Origin of the sequence: Streptomyces sp. R-74717 (assembly GCF_047305335.1) — a bacterium.
GTDB classification, from domain to species: domain Bacteria; phylum Actinomycetota; class Actinomycetes; order Streptomycetales; family Streptomycetaceae; genus Streptomyces; species Streptomyces atratus.
Window position 1 is genome coordinate 6,078,366 of sequence record NZ_CP102361.1, and the last position, 19,666, is coordinate 6,098,031.

A 19,666-nucleotide genomic window follows, 5' to 3' on the forward strand; every position below is an offset into this window, starting at 1 on the left:
TCGCCTTCAGTTGCCGGTCCCAGTGAACTCGTCCTTCGGGGTGGGGTGATGGGTGGCTGGTCGTTGTTTGAGAACTGCACAGTGGACGCGAGCATCTGTGGCCAAGTTTTTAAGGGCGCACGGTGGATGCCTTGGCACCAGGAACCGATGAAGGACGTGGGAGGCCACGATAGGCCCCGGGGAGCTGTCAACCGAGCTTTGATCCGGGGGTGTCCGAATGGGGAAACCCGGCAGTCGTCATGGGCTGTCACCCGCTGCTGAACACATAGGCAGTGTGGAGGGAACGAGGGGAAGTGAAACATCTCAGTACCCTCAGGAAGAGAAAACAACCGTGATTCCGGGAGTAGTGGCGAGCGAAACTGGATGAGGCCAAACCGTATGCGTGTGATACCCGGCAGGGGTTGCGCATGCGGGGTTGTGGGATCTCTTTTTCACGGTCTGCCGGCTGTGAGACGAGTCAGAAACCGTTGATGTAGGCGAAGGACATGCGAAAGGTCCGGCGTAGAGGGTAAGACCCCCGTAGCTGAAACATTGACGGCTCGTTTAAGAGACACCCAAGTAGCACGGGGCCCGAGAAATCCCGTGTGAATCTGGCGGGACCACCCGCTAAGCCTAAATATTCCCTGGTGACCGATAGCGGATAGTACCGTGAGGGAATGGTGAAAAGTACCGCGGGAGCGGAGTGAAATAGTACCTGAAACCGTGTGCCTACAAGCCGTGGGAGCGTCGCTGTATGTGCTTGCACATGCAGTCGTGACTGCGTGCCTTTTGAAGAATGAGCCTGCGAGTTTGCGGTGTGTTGCGAGGTTAACCCGTGTGGGGAAGCCGTAGCGAAAGCGAGTCCGAATAGGGCGTTTCAGTAGCACGCTCAAGACCCGAAGCGGAGTGATCTAGCCATGGGCAGGTTGAAGCGGAGGTAAGACTTCGTGGAGGACCGAACCCACCAGGGTTGAAAACCTGGGGGATGACCTGTGGTTAGGGGTGAAAGGCCAATCAAACTCCGTGATAGCTGGTTCTCCCCGAAATGCATTTAGGTGCAGCGTCGTGTGTTTCTTGCCGGAGGTAGAGCACTGGATAGGCGATGGGCCCTACCGGGTTACTGACCTTAGCCAAACTCCGAATGCCGGTAAGTGAGAGCGCGGCAGTGAGACTGTGGGGGATAAGCTCCATGGTCGAGAGGGAAACAGCCCAGAGCATCGACTAAGGCCCCTAAGCGTACGCTAAGTGGGAAAGGATGTGGAGTCGCAGAGACAACCAGGAGGTTGGCTTAGAAGCAGCCACCCTTGAAAGAGTGCGTAATAGCTCACTGGTCAAGTGATTCCGCGCCGACAATGTAGCGGGGCTCAAGCGTACCGCCGAAGTCGTGTCATTCGTACATGTATCCCCAACGGGAGTACGGATGGGTAGGGGAGCGTCGTGTGCCGGGTGAAGCAGCCGCGGAAGCGAGTTGTGGACGGTTCACGAGTGAGAATGCAGGCATGAGTAGCGATACACACGTGAGAAACGTGTGCGCCGATTGACTAAGGGTTCCTGGGTCAAGCTGATCTGCCCAGGGTAAGTCGGGACCTAAGGCGAGGCCGACAGGCGTAGTCGATGGACAACCGGTTGATATTCCGGTACCCGCTTTGAAACGCCCAATACTGAATCAGGCGATGCTAAGTCCGTGAAGCCGGCCCGATCTCTTCGGAGTTGAGGGTAGTGGTGGAGCCGACGAACCAGACTTGTACTAGGTAAGCGATGGGGTGACGCAGGAAGGTAGTCCAGCCCGGGCGGTGGTAGTCCCGGGGTAAGGGTGTAGGGCGTGTGGTAGGCAAATCCGTCACACATGAGCCTGAGACCTGATGCCGAGCCGATTGTGGTGAAGTGGATGATCCTATGCTGTCGAGAAAAGCCTCTAGCGAGTTTCATGGCGGCCCGTACCCTAAACCGACTCAGGTGGTCAGGTAGAGAATACCGAGGCGTTCGGGTGAACTATGGTTAAGGAACTCGGCAAAATGCCCCCGTAACTTCGGGAGAAGGGGGGCCATCACTGGTGATCCGATTTGCTCGGTGAGCTGGGGGTGGCCGCAGAGACCAGCGAGAAGCGACTGTTTACTAAAAACACAGGTCCGTGCGAAGCCGTAAGGCGATGTATACGGACTGACGCCTGCCCGGTGCTGGAACGTTAAGGGGACCGGTTAGCTGACTTTCGGGTCGGCGAAGCTGAGAACTTAAGCGCCAGTAAACGGCGGTGGTAACTATAACCATCCTAAGGTAGCGAAATTCCTTGTCGGGTAAGTTCCGACCTGCACGAATGGCGTAACGACTTCTCGACTGTCTCAACCATAGGCCCGGTGAAATTGCACTACGAGTAAAGATGCTCGTTTCGCGCAGCAGGACGGAAAGACCCCGGGACCTTTACTACAGTTTGATATTGGTGTTCGGTTCGGCTTGTGTAGGATAGGTGGGAGACTTTGAAGCGGCCACGCCAGTGGTTGTGGAGTCGCCGTTGAAATACCACTCTGGTCGTGCTGGATGTCTAACCTGGGTCCGTGATCCGGATCAGGGACAGTGTCTGATGGGTAGTTTAACTGGGGCGGTTGCCTCCTAAAGAGTAACGGAGGCGCCCAAAGGTTCCCTCAGCCTGGTTGGCAATCAGGTGTTGAGTGTAAGTGCACAAGGGAGCTTGACTGTGAGACCGACGGGTCGAGCAGGGACGAAAGTCGGGACTAGTGATCCGGCAGTGGCTTGTGGAAGCGCTGTCGCTCAACGGATAAAAGGTACCCCGGGGATAACAGGCTGATCTTCCCCAAGAGTCCATATCGACGGGATGGTTTGGCACCTCGATGTCGGCTCGTCGCATCCTGGGGCTGGAGTCGGTCCCAAGGGTTGGGCTGTTCGCCCATTAAAGCGGTACGCGAGCTGGGTTTAGAACGTCGTGAGACAGTTCGGTCCCTATCCGCTGTGCGCGTAGGAATATTGAGAAGGGCTGTCCCTAGTACGAGAGGACCGGGACGGACGAACCTCTGGTGTGCCAGTTGTCCTGCCAAGGGCATGGCTGGTTGGCTACGTTCGGAAAGGATAACCGCTGAAAGCATCTAAGCGGGAAGCCTGCTTCGAGATGAGTATTCCCACCAACTTGATTGGTTAAGGCTCCCAGTAGACGACTGGGTTGATAGGCCAGATGTGGAAGCCCGGTAACGGGTGGAGCTGACTGGTACTAATAGGCCGAGGGCTTGTCCTCAGTTGCTCGCGTCCACTGTGTTTGTTCTGAAATAACGAACGGCCGTGTTGTGTTCCGGTGTTGGTTAATTTCATAGTGTTTCGGTGGTCATTGCGTTAGGGAAACGCCCGGTTACATTCCGAACCCGGAAGCTAAGCCTTTCAGCGCCGATGGTACTGCAGGGGGGACCCTGTGGGAGAGTAGGACGCCGCCGAACTCCTTTTACGGGAAAGCCCCGTGCCCTTGTGGCACGGGGCTTTTCTGCGTTCATGGCCCGTCGGGAAGGCCCTTTCTCGATGAGTGAATTCTTTGACGCGAGCGGTGGGTCAGAGTCGACCCGCTCCCTTGAGAGCCAGGTAGGCGTCGGCGAGGGCCGGGGCGAGGTTGTCCGGGGTGGCATCGACGACCACCGCGCCGTGGCGCTGGAGCTGCTCTGAGGTGCGGAGTCGCCGTGCTTGGGCCTGTGCGCCGGCTGCGGCCTCGTAGATCGCGTCCACGGTGCCCCTGGCTTCTACCATCTGTTCGATGTGTGGGTCGGCCACTGAAGCCACCAGCACCGTGTGGCGCTGGGTCAGCCGGCGGAGGACGGGGAGCAGGCCCTCTTCTACGGGCGCCGCGTCCAGACCGGTGAGGAGCACGATCAGGGAGCGACGAGGAGCGTTGGCAAGAACGGCAGCGCTGAGACCCCGGGCATCCGTTTCCACGAGTGCGGCTTCGACCGGCGCCAGTGCATTCACCATGGCCGACAAGACTTCTCCCGCGGATCTGCCCTGGACCTGGGCGCGGACGCGGCGGTCGTAGGAGAGTAGATCCACGCGGTCGCCCGCACGAGTGGCAAGCGCCGTGAGGAGCAGGGCCGCGTCCAGAGCGGCGTCGAGGCGGGGCACGTCACCGACACGACCCGCCGAAGTACGGCCGGTGTCCAGGACAACGAGGATGTGACGGTCCCGCTCGGGGCGCCACGTTCGCACTGCGACGGCAGACTGACGTGCTGTAGCGCGCCAGTCGATGGAGCGCGTGTCGTCACCGGGCACGTAGGCACGCAGGCTGTCGAACTCCGTGCCCTCTCCACGCGTGAGGACGCTGGTGCGGCCGTCCAGCTCGCGGAGCCTGGCGAGGCGGGACGGCAGATGCTTGCGGCTGGTGAAGGGCGGTAGAACACGTACCGTCCACGGGACTTCGTGATTTCCCTGGCGGGCCGCAAGCCCTAGAGGTCCGAACGAGCGCACGGTGACGCGTTCGACTCGGCGGTCACCGCGCCGTGTCGGTCGCAGGAGGGTGGTCAGCCGACGGCGTTCCCTCGCCGGGATCGTCAGCGTGTGACGGGATGAGGCCTGCTCCGTGCCGGTGGGCCAGCTACTGGGCGGCCAGGCGTCGCGGAGGTGTGCCCGCAGGCGGCGACGGGAAGGATTGGTTACGGTGAGTTGCACTTCGGCGGTCTCGCCAAGTCGAACGGTTGTATCACCGGATCGGGTGAACTGAAGCGTTCGCACTGGCGCGGCCAGTGCGTAGTCGCACAGAATCGCTAGGGAGAGTGGTGCGTTGGCCGCGAGCATGCCTGTCCAGCTGGGGGCCAGGACGGCTACGGGGAGTGACCCCAGGGCGGCAAGCAAGGCGGTACGTCCGGTGAGGGCCACGGTCACCGCCTCATCGGGGTACGGGTACGTGTGCGAGTACTGCGGTGATGACGGAGTCGGGGGTTACTCCCTCCATCTCCGCCTCGGGCCGCAGTTGGATGCGATGGCGAAGCGTGGGGAGTGCCAGGGCTTTCACGTCATCCGGAATGACGTAGTCACGGCCGGTGAGCCAGGCCCAGGCACGGGCAGTCGACAACAGAGCGGTGGCGCCTCGGGGAGAGACACCGAGGGAGAGCGAGGGGGATTCACGCGTGGCACGACAGATATCGACGACATAGCCGGCGATCTCGGGGGAGACCTTGGTCTGGGCGGCTGCGTTGCGGGCGGCTTCCAGATCGGCCGGGCCGGCGACGGGGTGGATGCCCGCTGACTGGAGGTCGCGCGGATTGAAGCCGTCGGAATGACGCGTGAGGACGTTGATCTCCTCGTCGCGGGACGGCAATGGCACCGTCAGCTTAAGGAGAAACCGGTCCAGTTGGGCCTCTGGAAGCGGGTAGGTGCCCTCGTATTCGACGGGATTTTGCGTGGCGGCTACGAGGAAGGGCTCGGGCAGCAGCCGAGGTGTTCCGTCGACGGTGACCTGGCGCTCTTCCATCGCTTCCAGGAGGGAGGACTGCGTCTTGGGAGGGGTGCGGTTGATCTCGTCGGCGAGAAGCAGGTTGGTGAAGACAGGTCCGGGCTGGAAGGAGAACTCTGCCGTGCGGGCGTCGTAGACCAGCGAGCCGGTGACGTCGCTCGGCATCAGGTCGGGGGTGAACTGGACACGCTTGGTGTCGAGTTCGAGTGAGGCCGCGAGAGCCCGCACCAAGAGGGTCTTGGCCACGCCGGGGACACCTTCGAGGAGGACATGGCCTCGGCAGAGCAGAGCTACGACAAGCCCGGTGACTGCCGGGTCCTGGCCGACCACGGCCTTGGCGATCTCGGAGCGCAGCGCTTCCAGGGATGCGCGGGCTGTGTCGCCGTGTCCGACGGTCTCGGTAGTCCCAGCGGGCATTGGGGGCGGGGCGCTCATGACGTGCGTACCTCTCTTTCGAGGGTGTCGAGTTGGTCTGCCAGATGTACAAGAGCGGCGTCGTCGGACGGGACGGGCCCGAAGAGCACGGCTTGGAGGTCGCTGCCGGTGGTGCTGAGACGGGCGGAAACGGCAGGGATAAGTGTTGCGGGGGAGTGGGCATCGGGTGGGGAGACGCCGATGAGTGGGGCGATACGGGTGCGGGTGGCGGCGCGCAGTGAGTCGGCGGCCCGGTCGCGGGCGTTCGCCCTGCGGTAGAGGCGGGCTAGGCCCTCGGTGGATTCGGAGGCGCGGATGGCCACGGGCAGCCGCTCGGCCACCAGCGGGCCCAGACGGCGGGCGCGCCAGATGGCGGCGAGCACGGCGGCCAGTGCGAGTTGCAGGGTGCCCCACAGCCAGCCTCGGGGGATCAGGTCGACGAAGCTGCGGTCGTCGTGGGCGCCATCGCCGCCGTCCCCGCCGTTCTCGGCGGCAGCAGAGGTATCAGTGAGCGAGGGGAGGTACCAGACCAGATGTGGGTGGGAACCGAGGAGTTGCAGGGCCAGGGAGGCATTGCCCTGGTTTCCGAGCCGGGCGTTGTAGAGAAGGTCAGGAGAACCGAGGAGAACGGTGTCACCCGGGCCCTGTTCGACCAGGAGCAGGGTGGGGAGGCCATTGCTCGGGAAGCAGGCGATGGTGTTGTCGAGGCCGTCCGAAGCGTAGTGGAAGCCTCCCGTTTCGACGTCGCCAGCGCTGCGGGCGGCGGGCAGGGAGCACTGAGGGGCGCGGGTGGCTACCGGTCCGGCGGACTCCGCGCGGACACCGGGGACCAGCGTGTCCACGGACGGAGGGCCCGCCGCGAGAAGGACGGTGCGGCCGGCCGAGTGGTCGGTCGTGGCACGGAGTTCGCTCTGCTGGTGCGGTGTCAGCAGATTGGGGGAGGCGACGAGCAGCGTGGTTTCGGGGCCGGCCTGGGCCGTGGCCTCGTCGAGCGTGGTGACCACGTGAACGGAGACGCCACGCTCCTTGAGGAGTTCAGCGACGGCCCGGCTGCCGTAGCGGTCGGCGGAACGGGGGTCGAGGCGGCCGTGCTGGTCTCCGGAGCGCATGGTTGCCAGAGCGATTCCGGCAGCGACGAGTACGAGAAGGGCGAGCAGCAGACCGCGGGTACGGATCCAGATCTGGTGTGGGGCGAGGGATGCCGAGGTGGTGGGGGCGGCGGTGACCTCGGTCATTCGGCTGCTCCCTGGGCCACGGCTGTCAGGAGAGGCTTGGCGGTTTCGAGATCGAGGTCCAGAGCTCGTACGTCCAGATACGCCTGCTGGTCCGCGGTTCGGCCGCCGTATGTGACATCGTCGAATTCCCTGGCGGCGGCGTGGAGTCGCGTGGCGTGTGCGGGCAGTGGACGGCCCGCTTCGGCGGCGGCCTCGTCGGCGGTGCGCCCGGGGCGGGGGTCGAGCAGAGCACGCTCCTCCAGGGAGCGGACGATGGCGCGCATGCGCTCCTGGACCGCCTCGTTCCAGCGGTGGGCGGCCGCATGGGCCTCGGCGGCCGTCCGGTGTTCGGCCGCGCTGCGGGGGCTGTCGTCGAAGAGGGCGTCTGCGGAACGCACGGTGCGATGCGGGGTGCCCAGCCTCCACCAGAGTGCGGCGACCAGGCCGATGACGACCAGTACGAGCACGACAAGACCGAGTGGGCCGCCCGGTGCGGCGCCGGAGGCCGTGTTCAGGAGATCGCCGATCCAACCCCAGAGGCGGTCGAGGCCGCGCTGGAGGAGGTTGGGATCGTTCTCGTGGTACATCGGTTTGGACAGCTCGTGCTTCGCGGCCTCGCGGGCGGGGACACGTGGAGTGTCCACCGGTATGTCACTGCTCGCGTGGATGAGTAGCCGTGCTGCTGCTGTGCCCCCCGCCCCCGACACGACATCAGCTCCTGGTGTCGTATCCGGGCAGGCCCGCTGCCCGGGCGAGCTCGATGTCGAGTGCCTCGCGGCGGATGCGCTGATCGATGTAAAGCAGGGCCATCACACCAGCGGAGAGCGGGTAGGTGATCGTTGCGGTGATCACCTGACCGATGCCGGAGACGATCAGGAACGGCCAGCCGAAGTCCGTGGAGCCGTCCGTGAGGAAGGAGCCGACACCGCCGCCGTCCATGGCCATCGCGATGACGCTGAACGGGATGGCGATGATCACGCTCACGATGAGGGTCAGCAGCCCAGTGAGCGCCAGGATGCCGAAGGTCCGCCACCAGGCGCCCCTGACCAGCTTCGCGGAGCGGCGCATGGAAGTTGTGATCGATTGCCGCTCCAACATCAGCGCCGGCGAGGCGAGACAGAAGCGGACCATCAGCCAGATGACGACGACGAACGCGGCCATAAGCCCGATAACGATGAGCCCGGCGCCTGCGGCGGAGCCGACCAGCATGCCTGGCAGCAGGCCTGCCGTCATGATGGCGGCGCTGATCAGGGCCAGCAGCAATGTCAGACCCAGCAGCTGAGCAAGCCGGGGCCGGGCCTCGGCCCATGCGTCGGAGAGCGTCACCGGGCGGCCCAGTACCGAGCGGCTGATCACCACGGTCAGTACGGATGTCGTGATCAGTGTGGCGATCATGGTGATGAGCAGCGACGGCACACTGTTGACCAGCGACGACTGAGCCGAGTCGGCGGTTTGCCGGAGTGCCTCCGAACCGGTGGCGTTCGGGTCGATCGCTGCGGGTTCCGGCAGCAGATAGCGTTGCACGAGGATGATCGCGATCTGGGCGATCACGGACACGGCCAGCGTGATTCCGAGGACCGTGCGCCAGTGGGCGCGCATCGTGGAGACCGCGCCGTCGAGGATCTCGCCGACGCCGAGCGGCCGGAGCGGGATGACACCGGGCTTGGCTGCGACGGGCGGCTGCCTCCAGCCGGCGCCGTGCGGCCCACCGCCCCAGCCGGGGCCCTGAGGTCCGCCGCCCCAGCCGGGGGCGGGGGGTGGTGCGCCGGGACCTGTGCCGGGAGTGCTCGGTGGGGACCACTGCCCTGTGGGCGGCTGCGTGGGAGACCAGTTCCCTGTCGGGCCGCTGCCGTCGACGGGCTCGGAAGGCCGGGGGACACCCGCCCCCTGACCCTCGGAGGGGGCAGATCCGGGCGAGGCCCAGCCCGGAGTGTCGTTCATTCTCGCTCCTTCACGGTCCTGTCCGCTCATCGGCGCGGCAGGTTGGCAGCCATCGTGCCACGCGTTGCTCCAGTACGGGCCTGGCCCTGTATCTCCTTCGTACCTTCATTTGTGGGTGGCTCACCGGGCAGACTGGGCGGATGGCTGATCAGGATGCGCAATCGTCGGTGGGCATCGAGCCTCCCGCGCTTCCCGTACTTCGCTGGGACGAGCTTCCGGAAGGTCCCGTGCTGGTGCTCCTCGACCAGACTCGGCTGCCTGCCGAGGAGGCCGAGCTGGTGTGCGCCGATGTGCCCGCGCTGGTGTGGGCGATCCGGACGCTGGCGGTGCGCGGGGCGCCGTTGCTGGGCATCGCAGGGGCCTATGGCGTGGCTTTGGCAGCGGTGCGAGGAGACGACGTGGCGGAGGCCGCAGAGTTGCTGGAGCGGGCGCGGCCCACCGCGGTGAATCTCGGTTACGGGGTGCGGCGGGCTGCCGGGGCGTACCGGGCGGCCAGGGAAAGAGAGGCGGATCCCGAGCGGGCTGCGGCGGTTGCGCTGGCCGAGGCCAGGGCGCTGCACCGGGAGGATGCCGAGGCCAGCGGGTCTATGGCACGGTACGGGCTCGCACTTCTGGACGAACTGTTGCCCGGTGGCGGGCATCGACTGCTGACACACTGCAATACGGGGGCGCTCGTCTCGGGTGGTGAGGGCACTGCCTTCGCTGTGGCGCTCAGGGCACATCGGGAGGGACGGCTGCGGCGGCTGTGGGTGGACGAGACGCGTCCGCTGCTGCAGGGTGCCCGGCTGACCGCGTACGAGGCGGCGCGCAATGGCATGCCGTACAGCTTGCTCACGGACAGCGCCGCAGGTTCGCTGTTCGCCGCGGGGGAGGTGGATGCCGTGCTCATCGGGGCGGACCGCATCGCCGCGGACGGATCGGTGGCGAACAAAGTGGGGAGCTATCCGCTGGCTGTGCTCGCGAAATACCACCACGTACCGTTCATCGTGGTGGCGCCGACCACGACTGTGGATCTGGACACCGCGGACGGGGTATCGATCACCGTGGAGCAGCGGCCGGGGAATGAAGTGACGGAGCTCACATTCCCGCAGATCGGGGTGGCAGGCGGGGACACCGGCGGATTGCTCGCGGCACCGGCGGGAACCCCGGCGTACAACCCCGCGTTCGACATCACGCCGCCGGAGCTGGTCACGGCGATCGTCACGGAGGAGGGCACAGTTTCCCCGGTCACGGGGGTCCGACTGGCAGAGCTGTGTGCCAGATCATCGCAGGTAACGATTAGCTAATGGGATGATGTCGATTATGAAGGGACGCGTCCTTGTCGTCGACGACGACACCGCACTGGCCGAGATGCTCGGGATTGTGCTGCGTGGTGAAGGGTTCGAGCCGTCGTTCGTAGCGGACGGCGACAAGGCACTTGCCGCATTTCGTGAGGCCAAGCCGGACCTGGTCCTGCTGGATCTGATGCTGCCCGGTAGGGACGGCATCGAGGTCTGCAGGCTGATCAGGGCCGAGTCGGGTGTGCCGATCGTCATGCTCACTGCCAAGAGCGACACGGTTGACGTGGTGGTGGGCCTGGAGTCCGGGGCCGACGACTACATCGTCAAGCCGTTCAAACCTAAGGAGTTGGTTGCCCGGATCAGGGCACGTCTGCGGAGGTCCGAGGAACCGGCGCCGGAGCAGCTGGCCATCGGGGATCTGGTCATCGATGTGGCCGGTCATTCGGTGAAGCGGGAGGGACAGTCGATCGCCCTCACCCCGCTGGAGTTCGACCTGCTGGTCGCACTCGCCCGTAAGCCGTGGCAGGTCTTCACCCGTGAGGTACTGCTGGAGCAGGTCTGGGGATACCGCCACGCTGCCGACACCCGGCTGGTGAATGTGCATGTCCAGCGCCTGCGCTCCAAGGTCGAGAAGGACCCGGAGCGGCCCGAGATCGTGGTGACCGTCCGAGGTGTCGGTTACAAGGCCGGACCGAGCTGACATGCCCCTGAGTAGCGCTGCTCCGCAGCCCGGGGAGCCGGGAGCCCGTGCGGAGCGGGCTGCTGCTCCAGGACACAAGGCGTCGCAGGTCCGACGTCTTCTGCAGGGTGGCCGGTTGTTCCACGACCGGGCGCCCGGCGGCCCTGTGCCACGACTGCTGATGCGCTGGGTGCGACGTCCGCTGCTGCCCGCCGTGCGGCTTTGGCGACGCAACCTCCAGTTGCGGGTCGTCGCGGGCACGCTACTCATGTCGCTCGGTGTGGTGCTGCTCCTCGGACTGGTCGTGATCGGCCAGGTGCGCAACGGCCTGCTCGACGCGAAGGGAAAGGCTGCCCAGACCCAGGCTGCCGGCGGTTTCGCGGCGGCCCAGGAGAAGGCGAACGCCCCGCTCACCCCCGGTGGGCAGGGCGGCGACGCTGTGGACGGCACCTCGGCCAACAACTCCTGGCGGACCGAGCTCGTCGATCAGCTCGCCAGTGGCGGCAAGAACGCCTTCAACGTGGTGGCACTCAGCGCCGATGAGGGCACCCGTGCGCCGCGCGGCTCAGGCAGTGTGGAGGCGGCGAGCATTCCGCAGAGCCTGCGGGACTCCGTGAACAAGGGCCCGGGAGCGTTCCAGACGTACTCCCTGATCCGGTACGCGAACGGACAGGAGCCGCAGCCCGGACTCGTGGTGGGCAAGCGGCTCTACGACATCGACCACAATCCGTACCAGCTCTACTACCTCTTCCCGCTGACGCAGGAGGAGAAGTCATTGACGCTGGTCAAAGGCACGCTGGCGACTGCGGGACTGTTCGTGGTCGTGCTGCTCGGGGCCATCGCCTGGTTTGTGGTGCGACAGGTCGTCACGCCCGTACGGATGGCGGCGGGCATCGCCGAGCGGCTCTCCGCCGGCAGGCTCCAGGAGCGGATGAAGGTCACCGGCGAGGACGACATTGCCCGGCTCGGTGAGGCCTTCAACAAGATGGCGCAGAACCTGCAGCTGAAGATCCAGCAGTTGGAGGAGCTGTCGCGGATGCAGCGACGCTTCGTCTCCGACGTCTCCCACGAACTGCGGACACCGCTGACGACCGTACGTATGGCCGCCGATGTCATCCATGAGGCCCGCAGCGACTTCGATCCCGTGACGGCGCGTTCCGCGGAGCTGCTCGGGGATCAGCTCGACCGGTTCGAGTCGTTGCTCTCCGATCTGCTGGAGATCAGCCGGTTCGACGCGGGCGCCGCCGCGCTGGAGGCCGAGCCGATAGATCTGCGACAGGTCGTACGACGGGTGATCGGCGGGGCCGAGCCGCTGGCCGAGCGCAAGGGCACCCGTATCCGGGTGGTCGGCGATGAGCAGCCGGTGATCGCGGAGGTCGATGCGCGGCGGGTCGAACGCGTCCTGCGCAACCTTGTGGTCAATGCCGTCGAGCACGGTGAGGGCAGGGACGTCGTGGTGCGGATGGCGGTGGCCGGAGGTGCGGTCGCCGTGGCCGTCCGGGACTACGGCGTGGGGCTCAAGCCCGGCGAGGCGACGCGGGTGTTCAACCGTTTCTGGCGGGCCGATCCGGCTCGCGCACGGACGACCGGCGGCACCGGACTCGGACTGTCCATCGCCGTGGAGGACGCCCGGCTGCACGGCGGCTGGCTACAGGCATGGGGCGAGCCGGGCGGCGGTTCGCAGTTCCGGCTGACTCTGCCGCGCACGGCGGACGAACCGCTGCGCGGATCTCCGATACCGCTGGAACCCGAGGACTCCCGGCGCAACCGGGAGAGCCGGGAGCGAGCCGCGGTCGCTTCCATGACCGGGAGTGAACACCGGCTGACAGCAGTGCCGACCCAGCCCGGTGGCAATGATCGGTCCTCGCTGCCCGTACCCTCGCGTACCCCCGTGGCACCCCGGACGACGCCGGTCTCGGTGCATCCGGCGGCCCTGCCGGGGAGCGGTGCACGGGTGGTCGCGCGCGCCGCCGAGGACCGGCCGGGTGGCGATTTCGACTCTGCAGTGCAGGACCCGGAGCGGGGGGACGCGAATCGTGGGGAGTGACCGTCGTAGGGACGGCCATGGACGTGTGCTGGGGCTGTTCGCGCTGCTCGGATGCAGTGTCGTGCTGCTGTCCGCGTGCGGCTCGATGCCCGTCACCGGGGATGTCAAGGCTGTAGACGCCTCGCAGCCCGGTGACTCCCAGGTGCAGGTCTATGCCGTGGCGCCGCGTGACAACGCCACCCCCAACGAGGTCGTCGACGGCTTCCTGGAGTCCATGACGAGTGATGACTCGGACTTCAGGACGACCCGCAAGTACCTGACGAGGAAGGCAGCCAGTACCTGGAAGCCGAGCGCGTTCACGACGGTGCTCACCAAGGCGCCGAACCGGAGCGACCGCCCGTTCGGCGACAGCGACCCCGGCATCACGGAGATCACCTACACCCTGACCGGTGAGAAGGTGGCAACGGTCGACGCCCAGAGCGCGTATCAGCCACTCGCGCCCACGGACTACAACCAGTCCCTGCATCTGGTGAAGGAGAACGGGCCGGAGGGCAAGGAGTGGCGCATCGACCTCGTGCCGGACGGCCTTCTGCTCGGGCAGTCGGACTTCAAGCGTCTCTACCGCTCTGTGGACAAGTACTACTTCGCCGCAGGGCGGCCGTCGGAGCAGTCGACCCTGGTCGCCGACCCCGTCTATCTCCGCAGCCGGACGGACCCTGTCACGGGGATGGACACCGTGACACAGGCGGTCCGCAGCCTCCTGGCAGGGCCGACCAGTTGGCTGCGGCCGGTGGTCGACTCCCGTTTCCCCGCAGGTACGGCGCTGAAGAAGGGGGTCACCTCGCTGGCGCCCGACGACCGCAACGTACTGAAGGTCCCGCTCAACAAGAAGGCGGACGGCGTCGGACAGCGTTCCTGCCGCATGATGGCCTCGCAGGTCCTCTATACCTTGCGGGACCTGACGTCCGCACGGGTCGAGCAGGTCGAACTGCAGCGCTCCGACGGCTCCTCGCTGTGCGTCCTCGGGACGGATCAGGCGGAGGAGTTCGCACCTGACGGTTCGTCGAGTGGGCCGGACAGCCAGTACTTCGTCGATGCCAAGGGGCATGTGGAGCGAATTCCTGGCAGCACCAAGGGCAGTGACATCCCGGAGGTGGTGTCCGGTCCGCTCGGCGACGGACCGGTGCGGATGGGGGCGGTCGGTGTGGCCAGGGACGAGCAGCGGGCGGCGGCGGTCTCGCGCGACAAGTCGGCCCTCTACGTGTCGTCCATTGTCTCGGGCGGCGAACTTCCTGCGGCCGCGGTGACCAGCAAGGCCCAGAACCCGAACAACCGTCTGTCGGCGCCGAGCTGGGACGGTCGGGGCGACCTCTGGGTGGCCGACCGGGATCCGGGCAACTCCAGACTGCTGCGGCTGACCGGTGGTGTCGGCAAGCCGCAGGAGGTCGCCGTGCCGAGCCTGGACGGCGGGCGGATCGAGGCGCTGCGGATGTCCGCGGACGGAGTGCGGATCGCCCTCCTGGTGACCCAGGACGGCCACAACACGCTGAAGATCGGCCGGATCGAGCGGCGCGGGCCGGAGGCGGAGCAGAAGGTCTCGGTGGTGGAGCTGCGACAGGCCGCACCGCAGCTGACGGATGTGACTGCGATGTCGTGGTCGGGCCGGAGCCGTCTCGTGGTGGTCGGCAAGGAGCAGGGCGGCGTGCAGCAGGTGCGCTATGTGCAGGCGGACGGCTCGACGGCTGCATCGGGTGTGCTGCCCGGTGTGAACCAGGTGTCGTCGGTCGCGGCGGCGGACGACGAGCAATTGCCGCTGATGGCGGCCACGTCGAGCGACGGGATAGTGAAGCTGTCGCCGGGTGACAACTGGCAGACGGTGGTCAAGGAAGGCTCGTCGCTGGTCTACCCGGGCTGAGCCCCGCCGGGCCGCTCCCGCGTTTTCCACAGGGGTGGCCCGGCCCCTTCGGGGAGGGCACAGTGGAGTCATGCGGGGATGGTGGCGGGAGATCTCCGGACTGGTTCTGCCGGCGTCCTGTGGTGGCTGCGGCAGGACGCGTACCGAGCTGTGCGAGGAATGCCGCGCGGAGCTGTACGGCGAGGTGCCGCGCCGGGTCAGACCCGTGCCGGAGCCCGCGGGCCTGCCGGCGGTGCATGCGGCCGCCGCGTACGAGAACGCGGTACGTGCGGTGCTCCTGGCCCATAAGGAGCGGGGCGCACTGGGGCTGGCCGGGGCACTCGGCAAGGCGCTGGCGGGGGCCGTACGGGCCGGGACGGGGCAGGTGGGTCTCAGCGGCCCGGTTCTGCTCGTACCTGTGCCGTCGACGCGGCGGGCCGTGGCGGCACGGGGGCATGATCCGATGCGCCGGATCGCGCTGGCCGCCGCGGGTGAACTGCGGCGCGGAGGTACCAGCGCCCGGGTGGTCGCGGTGCTTCGGCAGCGGCGCCCGGTGGCCGATCAGGCGGGGCTGGGAGCCCGGCAGAGGCAGGCGAATCTTGCGGGGGCACTGGAAGTCGTGGCCGGAGGCGAACGGCTGCTCGCGGCCGGACGGGTGGTGCTGGTGGACGACCTTTTGACGACCGGTGCGTCGCTGGCCGAGGCGGCCCGGGCGATCGGGACAGCGGACGGGCACACGGGTGCCCTGTCCGGCAGCGGGCAGGCGGCGGTTGTCGCAGTATCTCCGCCAGCTTTCGAGATAAACCGGAACTGCCAGTGAACTTGCATCGTTGCAGGTGGTGAGTGGGTAAAAAGACCTGAACGGAGGTACGTGCGAGTAGCGGGTGCCGACATCAGGCCAGGCAGGCTATGTTCGGTTGTGAGGAATGGTGAATGCCAGACCTCGATGAATGCACCGCCAGGTTTCGGGCAGGCAACTCACCGGTAGTCCAGATGCAGAAAATTCGGTGGGGTGGAGACCCTGCCGATGGGGGAGGAGGAGGTGGAAGTCACCGAGTCCGCGGCTCCGGCTACCACCGGGGCCTGGTGCAAAAGGGAGATGCTCCGCCGCTGAGCGGAGTGATCCGGGAACGGAGTTCTGCGTGGACATCGTCGTCAAGGGCCGCAAGACCGAGGTGCCCGAGCGGTTCCGCAAGCACGTGGCCGAAAAGCTGAAGCTGGACAAGATCCAGAAGTTCGACGGCAAGGTGATCAGCCTCGACGTCGAGGTGTCCAAGGAGCCGAACCCCCGTCAGGCCGACCGTTCCGACCGGGTGGAGATCACGCTCCGCTCGCGTGGGCCGGTCATCCGGGCGGAAGCGGCCGCAGGCGACCCGTACGCAGCGCTGGACCTGGCCACCGGCAAGCTGGAGGCGCGGCTGCGCAAGCAGCACGACAAGCGCTACAGCCGTCGTGGCAACGGCCGGATTCCCGCTGCCGAAGTCGCCGAGACCGTGCCGGGCGCGGCGTCGTTCAACGGCGAGGGCGATCTGGTCGGCAACGAGGCGGCTCAGTCCGTACCCACCACCAGGTTCGGCTCGCTGGAGGTGCAGGGCGAGGGTCCGCTGGTGATGCGGGAGAAGACGCACGTCGCCGCACCGATGTCGCTCGATCAGGCGCTCTACGAGATGGAGCTGGTCGGGCACGACTTCTATCTGTTCGTCGACTCCGAAACGAAGGAACCCAGTGTCGTCTACCGACGGCATGCCTATGACTACGGTGTCATTCACCTGAGGACCGATCCGCTGGCCGCCGATGAGGCGGGCGGCGCGGGCGGTGCGCTCGGCGGCTGACGCCCCCTTCTGTGGTGCCCCTGGAGCGCCTGTGCGCCCCCAGGGGCACCCGTGTGCGGCCACGGAATCACCGCTCCGACGTCTGGGCATGAAATCATGTCGTCCCGAGCCAACCAGTGCTCTGTGAACTGCCGTTGGCGGACAGTTTGTGAACTTCAGGCCATGGCCTTCAGGGGGAGGAACGATGGCGGACACCTTCGGGCCCGTGCGCGATGCGAAAGATGCCGATGGCGCTGCCGATACCGGGGCGGACGCGGACAGCGGTTCCTGCAAGGAGCCGATCCGCGTCCTCGTGGTGGATGACCACGCGCTCTTCCGTAGAGGTCTGGAGATCGTCCTCGCCCAGGAGGAGGACATCCAGGTTGTCGGCGAGGCAGGTGACGGGGCGGAGGCGGTCGACAAGGCGGCTGATCTGCTGCCCGACATCGTGCTGATGGATGTACGGATGCCCAAGCGCGGCGGCATCGAGGCCTGCACGTCGATCAAGGAGGTGGCCCCCAGCGCGAAGATCATCATGCTGACGATCAGCGACGAGGAGGCCGATCTCTACGACGCGATCAAGGCGGGCGCCACCGGCTATCTCCTCAAGGAGATCTCCACGGACGAGGTGGCCACCGCGATCCGCGCGGTCGCCGACGGGCAGTCCCAGATCAGCCCCTCCATGGCGTCCAAACTGCTCACCGAGTTCAAGTCGATGATCCAGCGGACCGACGAGCGCAGGCTGGTGCCGGCGCCGCGGCTCACCGACCGGGAACTCGAAGTCCTGAAACTCGTTGCAACGGGCATGAACAATCGCGATATCGCGAAGGAACTGTTCATTTCCGAGAACACTGTGAAGAACCACGTCCGCAACATTCTGGAGAAGTTGCAGCTGCACTCCAGGATGGAAGCCGTGGTCTACGCCATGCGGGAGAAGATCCTGGAGATCAGATGACCGGTCCCTCGACGGGACCGGAAGGGACGACGCCGGGTAAAGGGACGGGAATGCGCGCTCACGCCAGAGCGCGGGCGATTTCCTGAGCCAGCGGCCCACGCAGTTCCGGTGCGTCGACCCGCTCCAGCCGTACATCTGTACAACCGACCCAGGACGCGGCCTCCACCAGCGCCTCGGCCATCGGCGCCACGGCCTTCCTGCCCTCCAGGGACACCTGGCGGGCGACCAGCGTGCTTCCCTCGCGCGCCGGATCGACGCGGCCCTGCAGCTTTCCGCCCGCCAGCAGAGGCATCGCGAAGTAACCGTGTATCCGCTTGGGCTTGGGGACGTAGGCCTCCAGACGATGGGTGAAACCGAAGATCCGCTCGGTGCGCGCCCGCTCCCAGACCAGCGAGTCGAACGGCGACAACAGGGTCGTACGGTGCCGCCCGCGTGGCTCGGAGGCCAGCGCTGCCGGGTCCGCCCAGGCCGGCTTCGCCCAGCCCTGCACCGTCACCGGCACCAGACCGGAGTCCGCCACCACCGCGTCGAACTGCTCACCCTTCAGCCGGTGGTAGTCCGCGATGTCCGCGCGGGTGCCGACGCCCAGGGACTGCCCCGCGAGCGCGACCAGCCGTCGCAGGCACTCCGCGTCGTCCAGATCGTCGTGCAGCACGGCATCGGGCAGGGTGCGCTCGGCGAGGTCGTACACCCGCTTCCAGCTGCGCCTCTCGGTGCACACCACCTCGCCGTACATCAGGGCGCGCTCGACGGCGACCTTCGACGCCGACCAGTCCCACCACTCCCCGCCGTTCTTTGCGCCGCCCAGCTCCGTCGCCGTCAGCGGGCCCTCGGCGCGCAGCTGCTTGATCACCGTTTCGTAGGCGCCGTCCGGCAGGTCGTGGTGCCAGTGGGGTCGCGAGCGGTAGGCGCGGCGGCGGAACGCGAAGTGCGGCCACTCCTCGACCGGCAGGATGCACGCCGCGTGCGACCAGTATTCGAAGGTGCGGCCACCCGACCAGTACGCCTCCTCGACCGCGCGCCGGCCGACCGCGCCGAGGCGCGCGTACGGAATCAGCTCGTGCGAACGAGCGAGCACCGAGATCGTGTCCAGCTGTACGGCACCGAGATGCCGCAACACGCCCGGAACCCCGGCCCTGCGGTCCGGAGTGCCCAGGAAGCCCTGGGCGCGCAGGGCGATCCTGCGCGCCTGGTCGGTGGAGAGTTCGGCGGCGGGAGGCGGCACAGGCGTCATGCCTCGCACCTTAGAGGGAGGCACTGACATCCGGCCGTGGAGTTCCCCGCGGCGGCAAGAGGCCGGTGCCGGTGAGTCAGGCGGTGGCGGGCAGGTAGGCGTGGGTGCCCGGCAGGCCGAGATCGGACGGGAGCAGCGCCCCCACCCACGCGTTGCGCCGGACGCCCTTGTTGAGGAGTCCCGACCGCTGCTCGCCCTCCATCCGGAATCCCGCCCGAAGCGCCACGGCACGCGAGGGGACGTTGCCGGCCTCGGCCCGCCATTCCAGCCGGTCGCCGCCGAGCGAGGCGAAGGTCCAGCGGGCGGCGGACAGCACGGCCTCCGTCATGTAGCCGTGGCCCCGATGCTCCCTGGCGGTCCAGAAGCCCACCTCGTACGTGCCCGGCAGATTGCGGCGATTGATGCCGAGCGCGCCCGCCAGGGCCCCGCCCTCGCGCGTGACCACCGCGAAGTTGTACATGGAGTCGTCGCGCCAGCCGCCGGGGGACAGCGTCCCCGCGAAGAGCTCCGCGTCGGCGCGGCTGTACGGCGAGGGCACGACCGTCCAGCGCTGGATGTCCGGGTCCTGACAAGCGGCGTGGACCTCGTCCGCGTCTCCCATTGTGAAGGGGCGCAGCAGCAGACGCTCGGTGGTGAGGGTGATTGGCTCCATGTACGGATTCTGGTGAGGAGCCGGCCGTGAAGCGAACACTTTTCGGACTTCCCGGCACCTTCGGAGCCTCCCGGCCGTTGACTTGGAAGGGACGACGGAGCCGACGCGGCGGCAGCCCTCCCGGCGCGGCGTGGTCCTCGCTTACGATGGCCGTTGCGGTGGGGCCCACCTGCCGTGCCCGCGCCAGAG

14 protein-coding genes and 2 rRNA genes are annotated in these 19,666 nt (G+C 66.8%); 9 read left to right on the plus strand and 7 right to left on the minus strand.

The window, feature by feature from the left end:
* Positions 1 to 99: 99 nt before the first annotated feature.
* Positions 100 to 3,223 (plus strand): 23S ribosomal RNA (locus NRF20_RS27880).
* Between the two features lie 79 nt (positions 3,224 to 3,302).
* Positions 3,303 to 3,419 (plus strand): 5S ribosomal RNA (gene rrf, locus NRF20_RS27885).
* Positions 3,420 to 3,528: 109 nt separating this feature from the next.
* On the opposite strand, the gene NRF20_RS27890 is transcribed toward rrf, so the two are convergent.
* From NRF20_RS27890 to NRF20_RS27910, 5 genes are read right to left on the minus strand one after another with little or no spacing between them, the layout of a single operon-like run.
* Complete coding sequence (locus NRF20_RS27890) at positions 3,529 to 4,839, minus strand: DUF58 domain-containing protein (RefSeq protein ID WP_413753478.1); 1,311 nt, start codon at positions 4,837 to 4,839, stop codon at positions 3,529 to 3,531.
* 10 nt (positions 4,840 to 4,849) lie between these two features.
* A complete protein-coding gene (locus NRF20_RS27895; protein WP_398631929.1) occupies positions 4,850 to 5,851 on the minus strand; it encodes an AAA family ATPase in 1,002 nt (333 codons plus the stop codon).
* Positions 5,848 to 7,065 (minus strand): DUF4350 domain-containing protein, encoded by a 1,218-nt coding sequence (locus NRF20_RS27900; RefSeq protein ID WP_413753479.1) that lies wholly within the window; start codon positions 7,063 to 7,065, stop codon positions 5,848 to 5,850. The genes NRF20_RS27895 and NRF20_RS27900 overlap by 4 nt, the downstream gene beginning before the upstream one ends.
* Positions 7,062 to 7,751, minus strand: a complete 690-nt coding sequence (locus tag NRF20_RS27905) for a DUF4129 domain-containing protein (protein ID WP_398631927.1) — start codon at positions 7,749 to 7,751, stop codon at positions 7,062 to 7,064. The genes NRF20_RS27900 and NRF20_RS27905 overlap by 4 nt, the downstream gene beginning before the upstream one ends.
* A gap of 4 nt (positions 7,752 to 7,755) precedes the next feature.
* The gene (locus tag NRF20_RS27910; RefSeq protein ID WP_413753480.1) at positions 7,756 to 8,985 is read right to left on the minus strand and encodes a glycerophosphoryl diester phosphodiesterase membrane domain-containing protein; all 1,230 of its coding nucleotides are present in this window, start codon (positions 8,983 to 8,985) and stop codon (positions 7,756 to 7,758) included.
* Between the two features lie 140 nt (positions 8,986 to 9,125).
* Here NRF20_RS27910 and mtnA point away from each other — a divergent pair, with 140 nt between their 5' ends.
* The 7 genes from mtnA (at position 9,126) to NRF20_RS27945 (ending at position 17,591) form a co-directional block, all read left to right on the plus strand.
* On the plus strand, positions 9,126 to 10,271 hold the full coding sequence (gene mtnA, locus NRF20_RS27915) for an S-methyl-5-thioribose-1-phosphate isomerase (RefSeq protein ID WP_398631925.1): 1,146 nt from the start codon (positions 9,126 to 9,128) through the stop codon (positions 10,269 to 10,271).
* A 4-nt stretch (positions 10,272 to 10,275) separates the two neighbouring features.
* Positions 10,276 to 10,965, plus strand: coding sequence for a two-component system response regulator MtrA (gene mtrA, locus NRF20_RS27920; RefSeq protein WP_187438793.1), 690 nt, complete (start codon positions 10,276 to 10,278; stop codon positions 10,963 to 10,965).
* A 1-nt stretch (position 10,966) separates the two neighbouring features.
* Positions 10,967 to 12,991, plus strand: a complete 2,025-nt coding sequence (gene mtrB, locus NRF20_RS27925) for an MtrAB system histidine kinase MtrB (RefSeq protein ID WP_413753481.1) — start codon at positions 10,967 to 10,969, stop codon at positions 12,989 to 12,991.
* 85 nt (positions 12,992 to 13,076) lie between these two features.
* Entirely contained in the window at positions 13,077 to 14,846 is a 1,770-nt protein-coding gene (locus NRF20_RS27930; RefSeq protein WP_398631936.1) for an LpqB family beta-propeller domain-containing protein, read from the plus strand.
* A 70-nt stretch (positions 14,847 to 14,916) separates the two neighbouring features.
* Positions 14,917 to 15,645: a ComF family protein gene (locus NRF20_RS27935; protein WP_398631923.1), complete on the plus strand. Its 729-nt coding sequence runs from the start codon at positions 14,917 to 14,919 to the stop codon at positions 15,643 to 15,645.
* Positions 15,646 to 15,967: 322 nt separating this feature from the next.
* The gene (gene hpf, locus NRF20_RS27940) at positions 15,968 to 16,657 is read left to right on the plus strand and encodes a ribosome hibernation-promoting factor, HPF/YfiA family (RefSeq protein WP_093894003.1); all 690 of its coding nucleotides are present in this window, start codon (positions 15,968 to 15,970) and stop codon (positions 16,655 to 16,657) included.
* Between the two features lie 184 nt (positions 16,658 to 16,841).
* Complete coding sequence (locus NRF20_RS27945; RefSeq protein WP_266361127.1) at positions 16,842 to 17,591, plus strand: response regulator; 750 nt, start codon at positions 16,842 to 16,844, stop codon at positions 17,589 to 17,591.
* A gap of 58 nt (positions 17,592 to 17,649) precedes the next feature.
* On the opposite strand, the gene NRF20_RS27950 is transcribed toward NRF20_RS27945, so the two are convergent.
* Positions 17,650 to 18,825 (minus strand): winged helix-turn-helix domain-containing protein, encoded by a 1,176-nt coding sequence (locus NRF20_RS27950; RefSeq protein WP_398631922.1) that lies wholly within the window; start codon positions 18,823 to 18,825, stop codon positions 17,650 to 17,652.
* A 76-nt stretch (positions 18,826 to 18,901) separates the two neighbouring features.
* Positions 18,902 to 19,477 (minus strand): GNAT family N-acetyltransferase, encoded by a 576-nt coding sequence (locus NRF20_RS27955; protein ID WP_398631921.1) that lies wholly within the window; start codon positions 19,475 to 19,477, stop codon positions 18,902 to 18,904.
* Positions 19,478 to 19,666: the final 189 nt, after the last annotated feature.

Excerpts from the sequence above, each read along its gene's own strand:
- NRF20_RS27930 (WP_398631936.1), top strand. The coding sequence starts at position 13,077 with ATGCCCGTCACCGGGGATGTCAAGGCTGTAGACGCCTCGCAGCCCGGT.
- NRF20_RS27910 (WP_413753480.1), bottom strand. The coding sequence starts at position 8,985 with ATGAACGACACTCCGGGCTGGGCCTCGCCCGGATCTGCCCCCTCCGAG.
- NRF20_RS27950 (WP_398631922.1), bottom strand. The coding sequence starts at position 18,825 with ATGACGCCTGTGCCGCCTCCCGCCGCCGAACTCTCCACCGACCAGGCG.
- mtrB (WP_413753481.1), top strand. The coding sequence starts at position 10,967 with ATGCCCCTGAGTAGCGCTGCTCCGCAGCCCGGGGAGCCGGGAGCCCGT.
- NRF20_RS27895 (WP_398631929.1), bottom strand. The coding sequence starts at position 5,851 with ATGAGCGCCCCGCCCCCAATGCCCGCTGGGACTACCGAGACCGTCGGA.
- mtnA (WP_398631925.1), top strand. The coding sequence starts at position 9,126 with ATGGCTGATCAGGATGCGCAATCGTCGGTGGGCATCGAGCCTCCCGCG.
- NRF20_RS27945 (WP_266361127.1), top strand. The coding sequence starts at position 16,842 with ATGGCGGACACCTTCGGGCCCGTGCGCGATGCGAAAGATGCCGATGGC.
- NRF20_RS27900 (WP_413753479.1), bottom strand. The coding sequence starts at position 7,065 with ATGACCGAGGTCACCGCCGCCCCCACCACCTCGGCATCCCTCGCCCCA.
- NRF20_RS27935 (WP_398631923.1), top strand. The coding sequence starts at position 14,917 with ATGCGGGGATGGTGGCGGGAGATCTCCGGACTGGTTCTGCCGGCGTCC.
- mtrA (WP_187438793.1), top strand. The coding sequence starts at position 10,276 with ATGATGTCGATTATGAAGGGACGCGTCCTTGTCGTCGACGACGACACC.
- NRF20_RS27955 (WP_398631921.1), bottom strand. The coding sequence starts at position 19,477 with ATGGAGCCAATCACCCTCACCACCGAGCGTCTGCTGCTGCGCCCCTTC.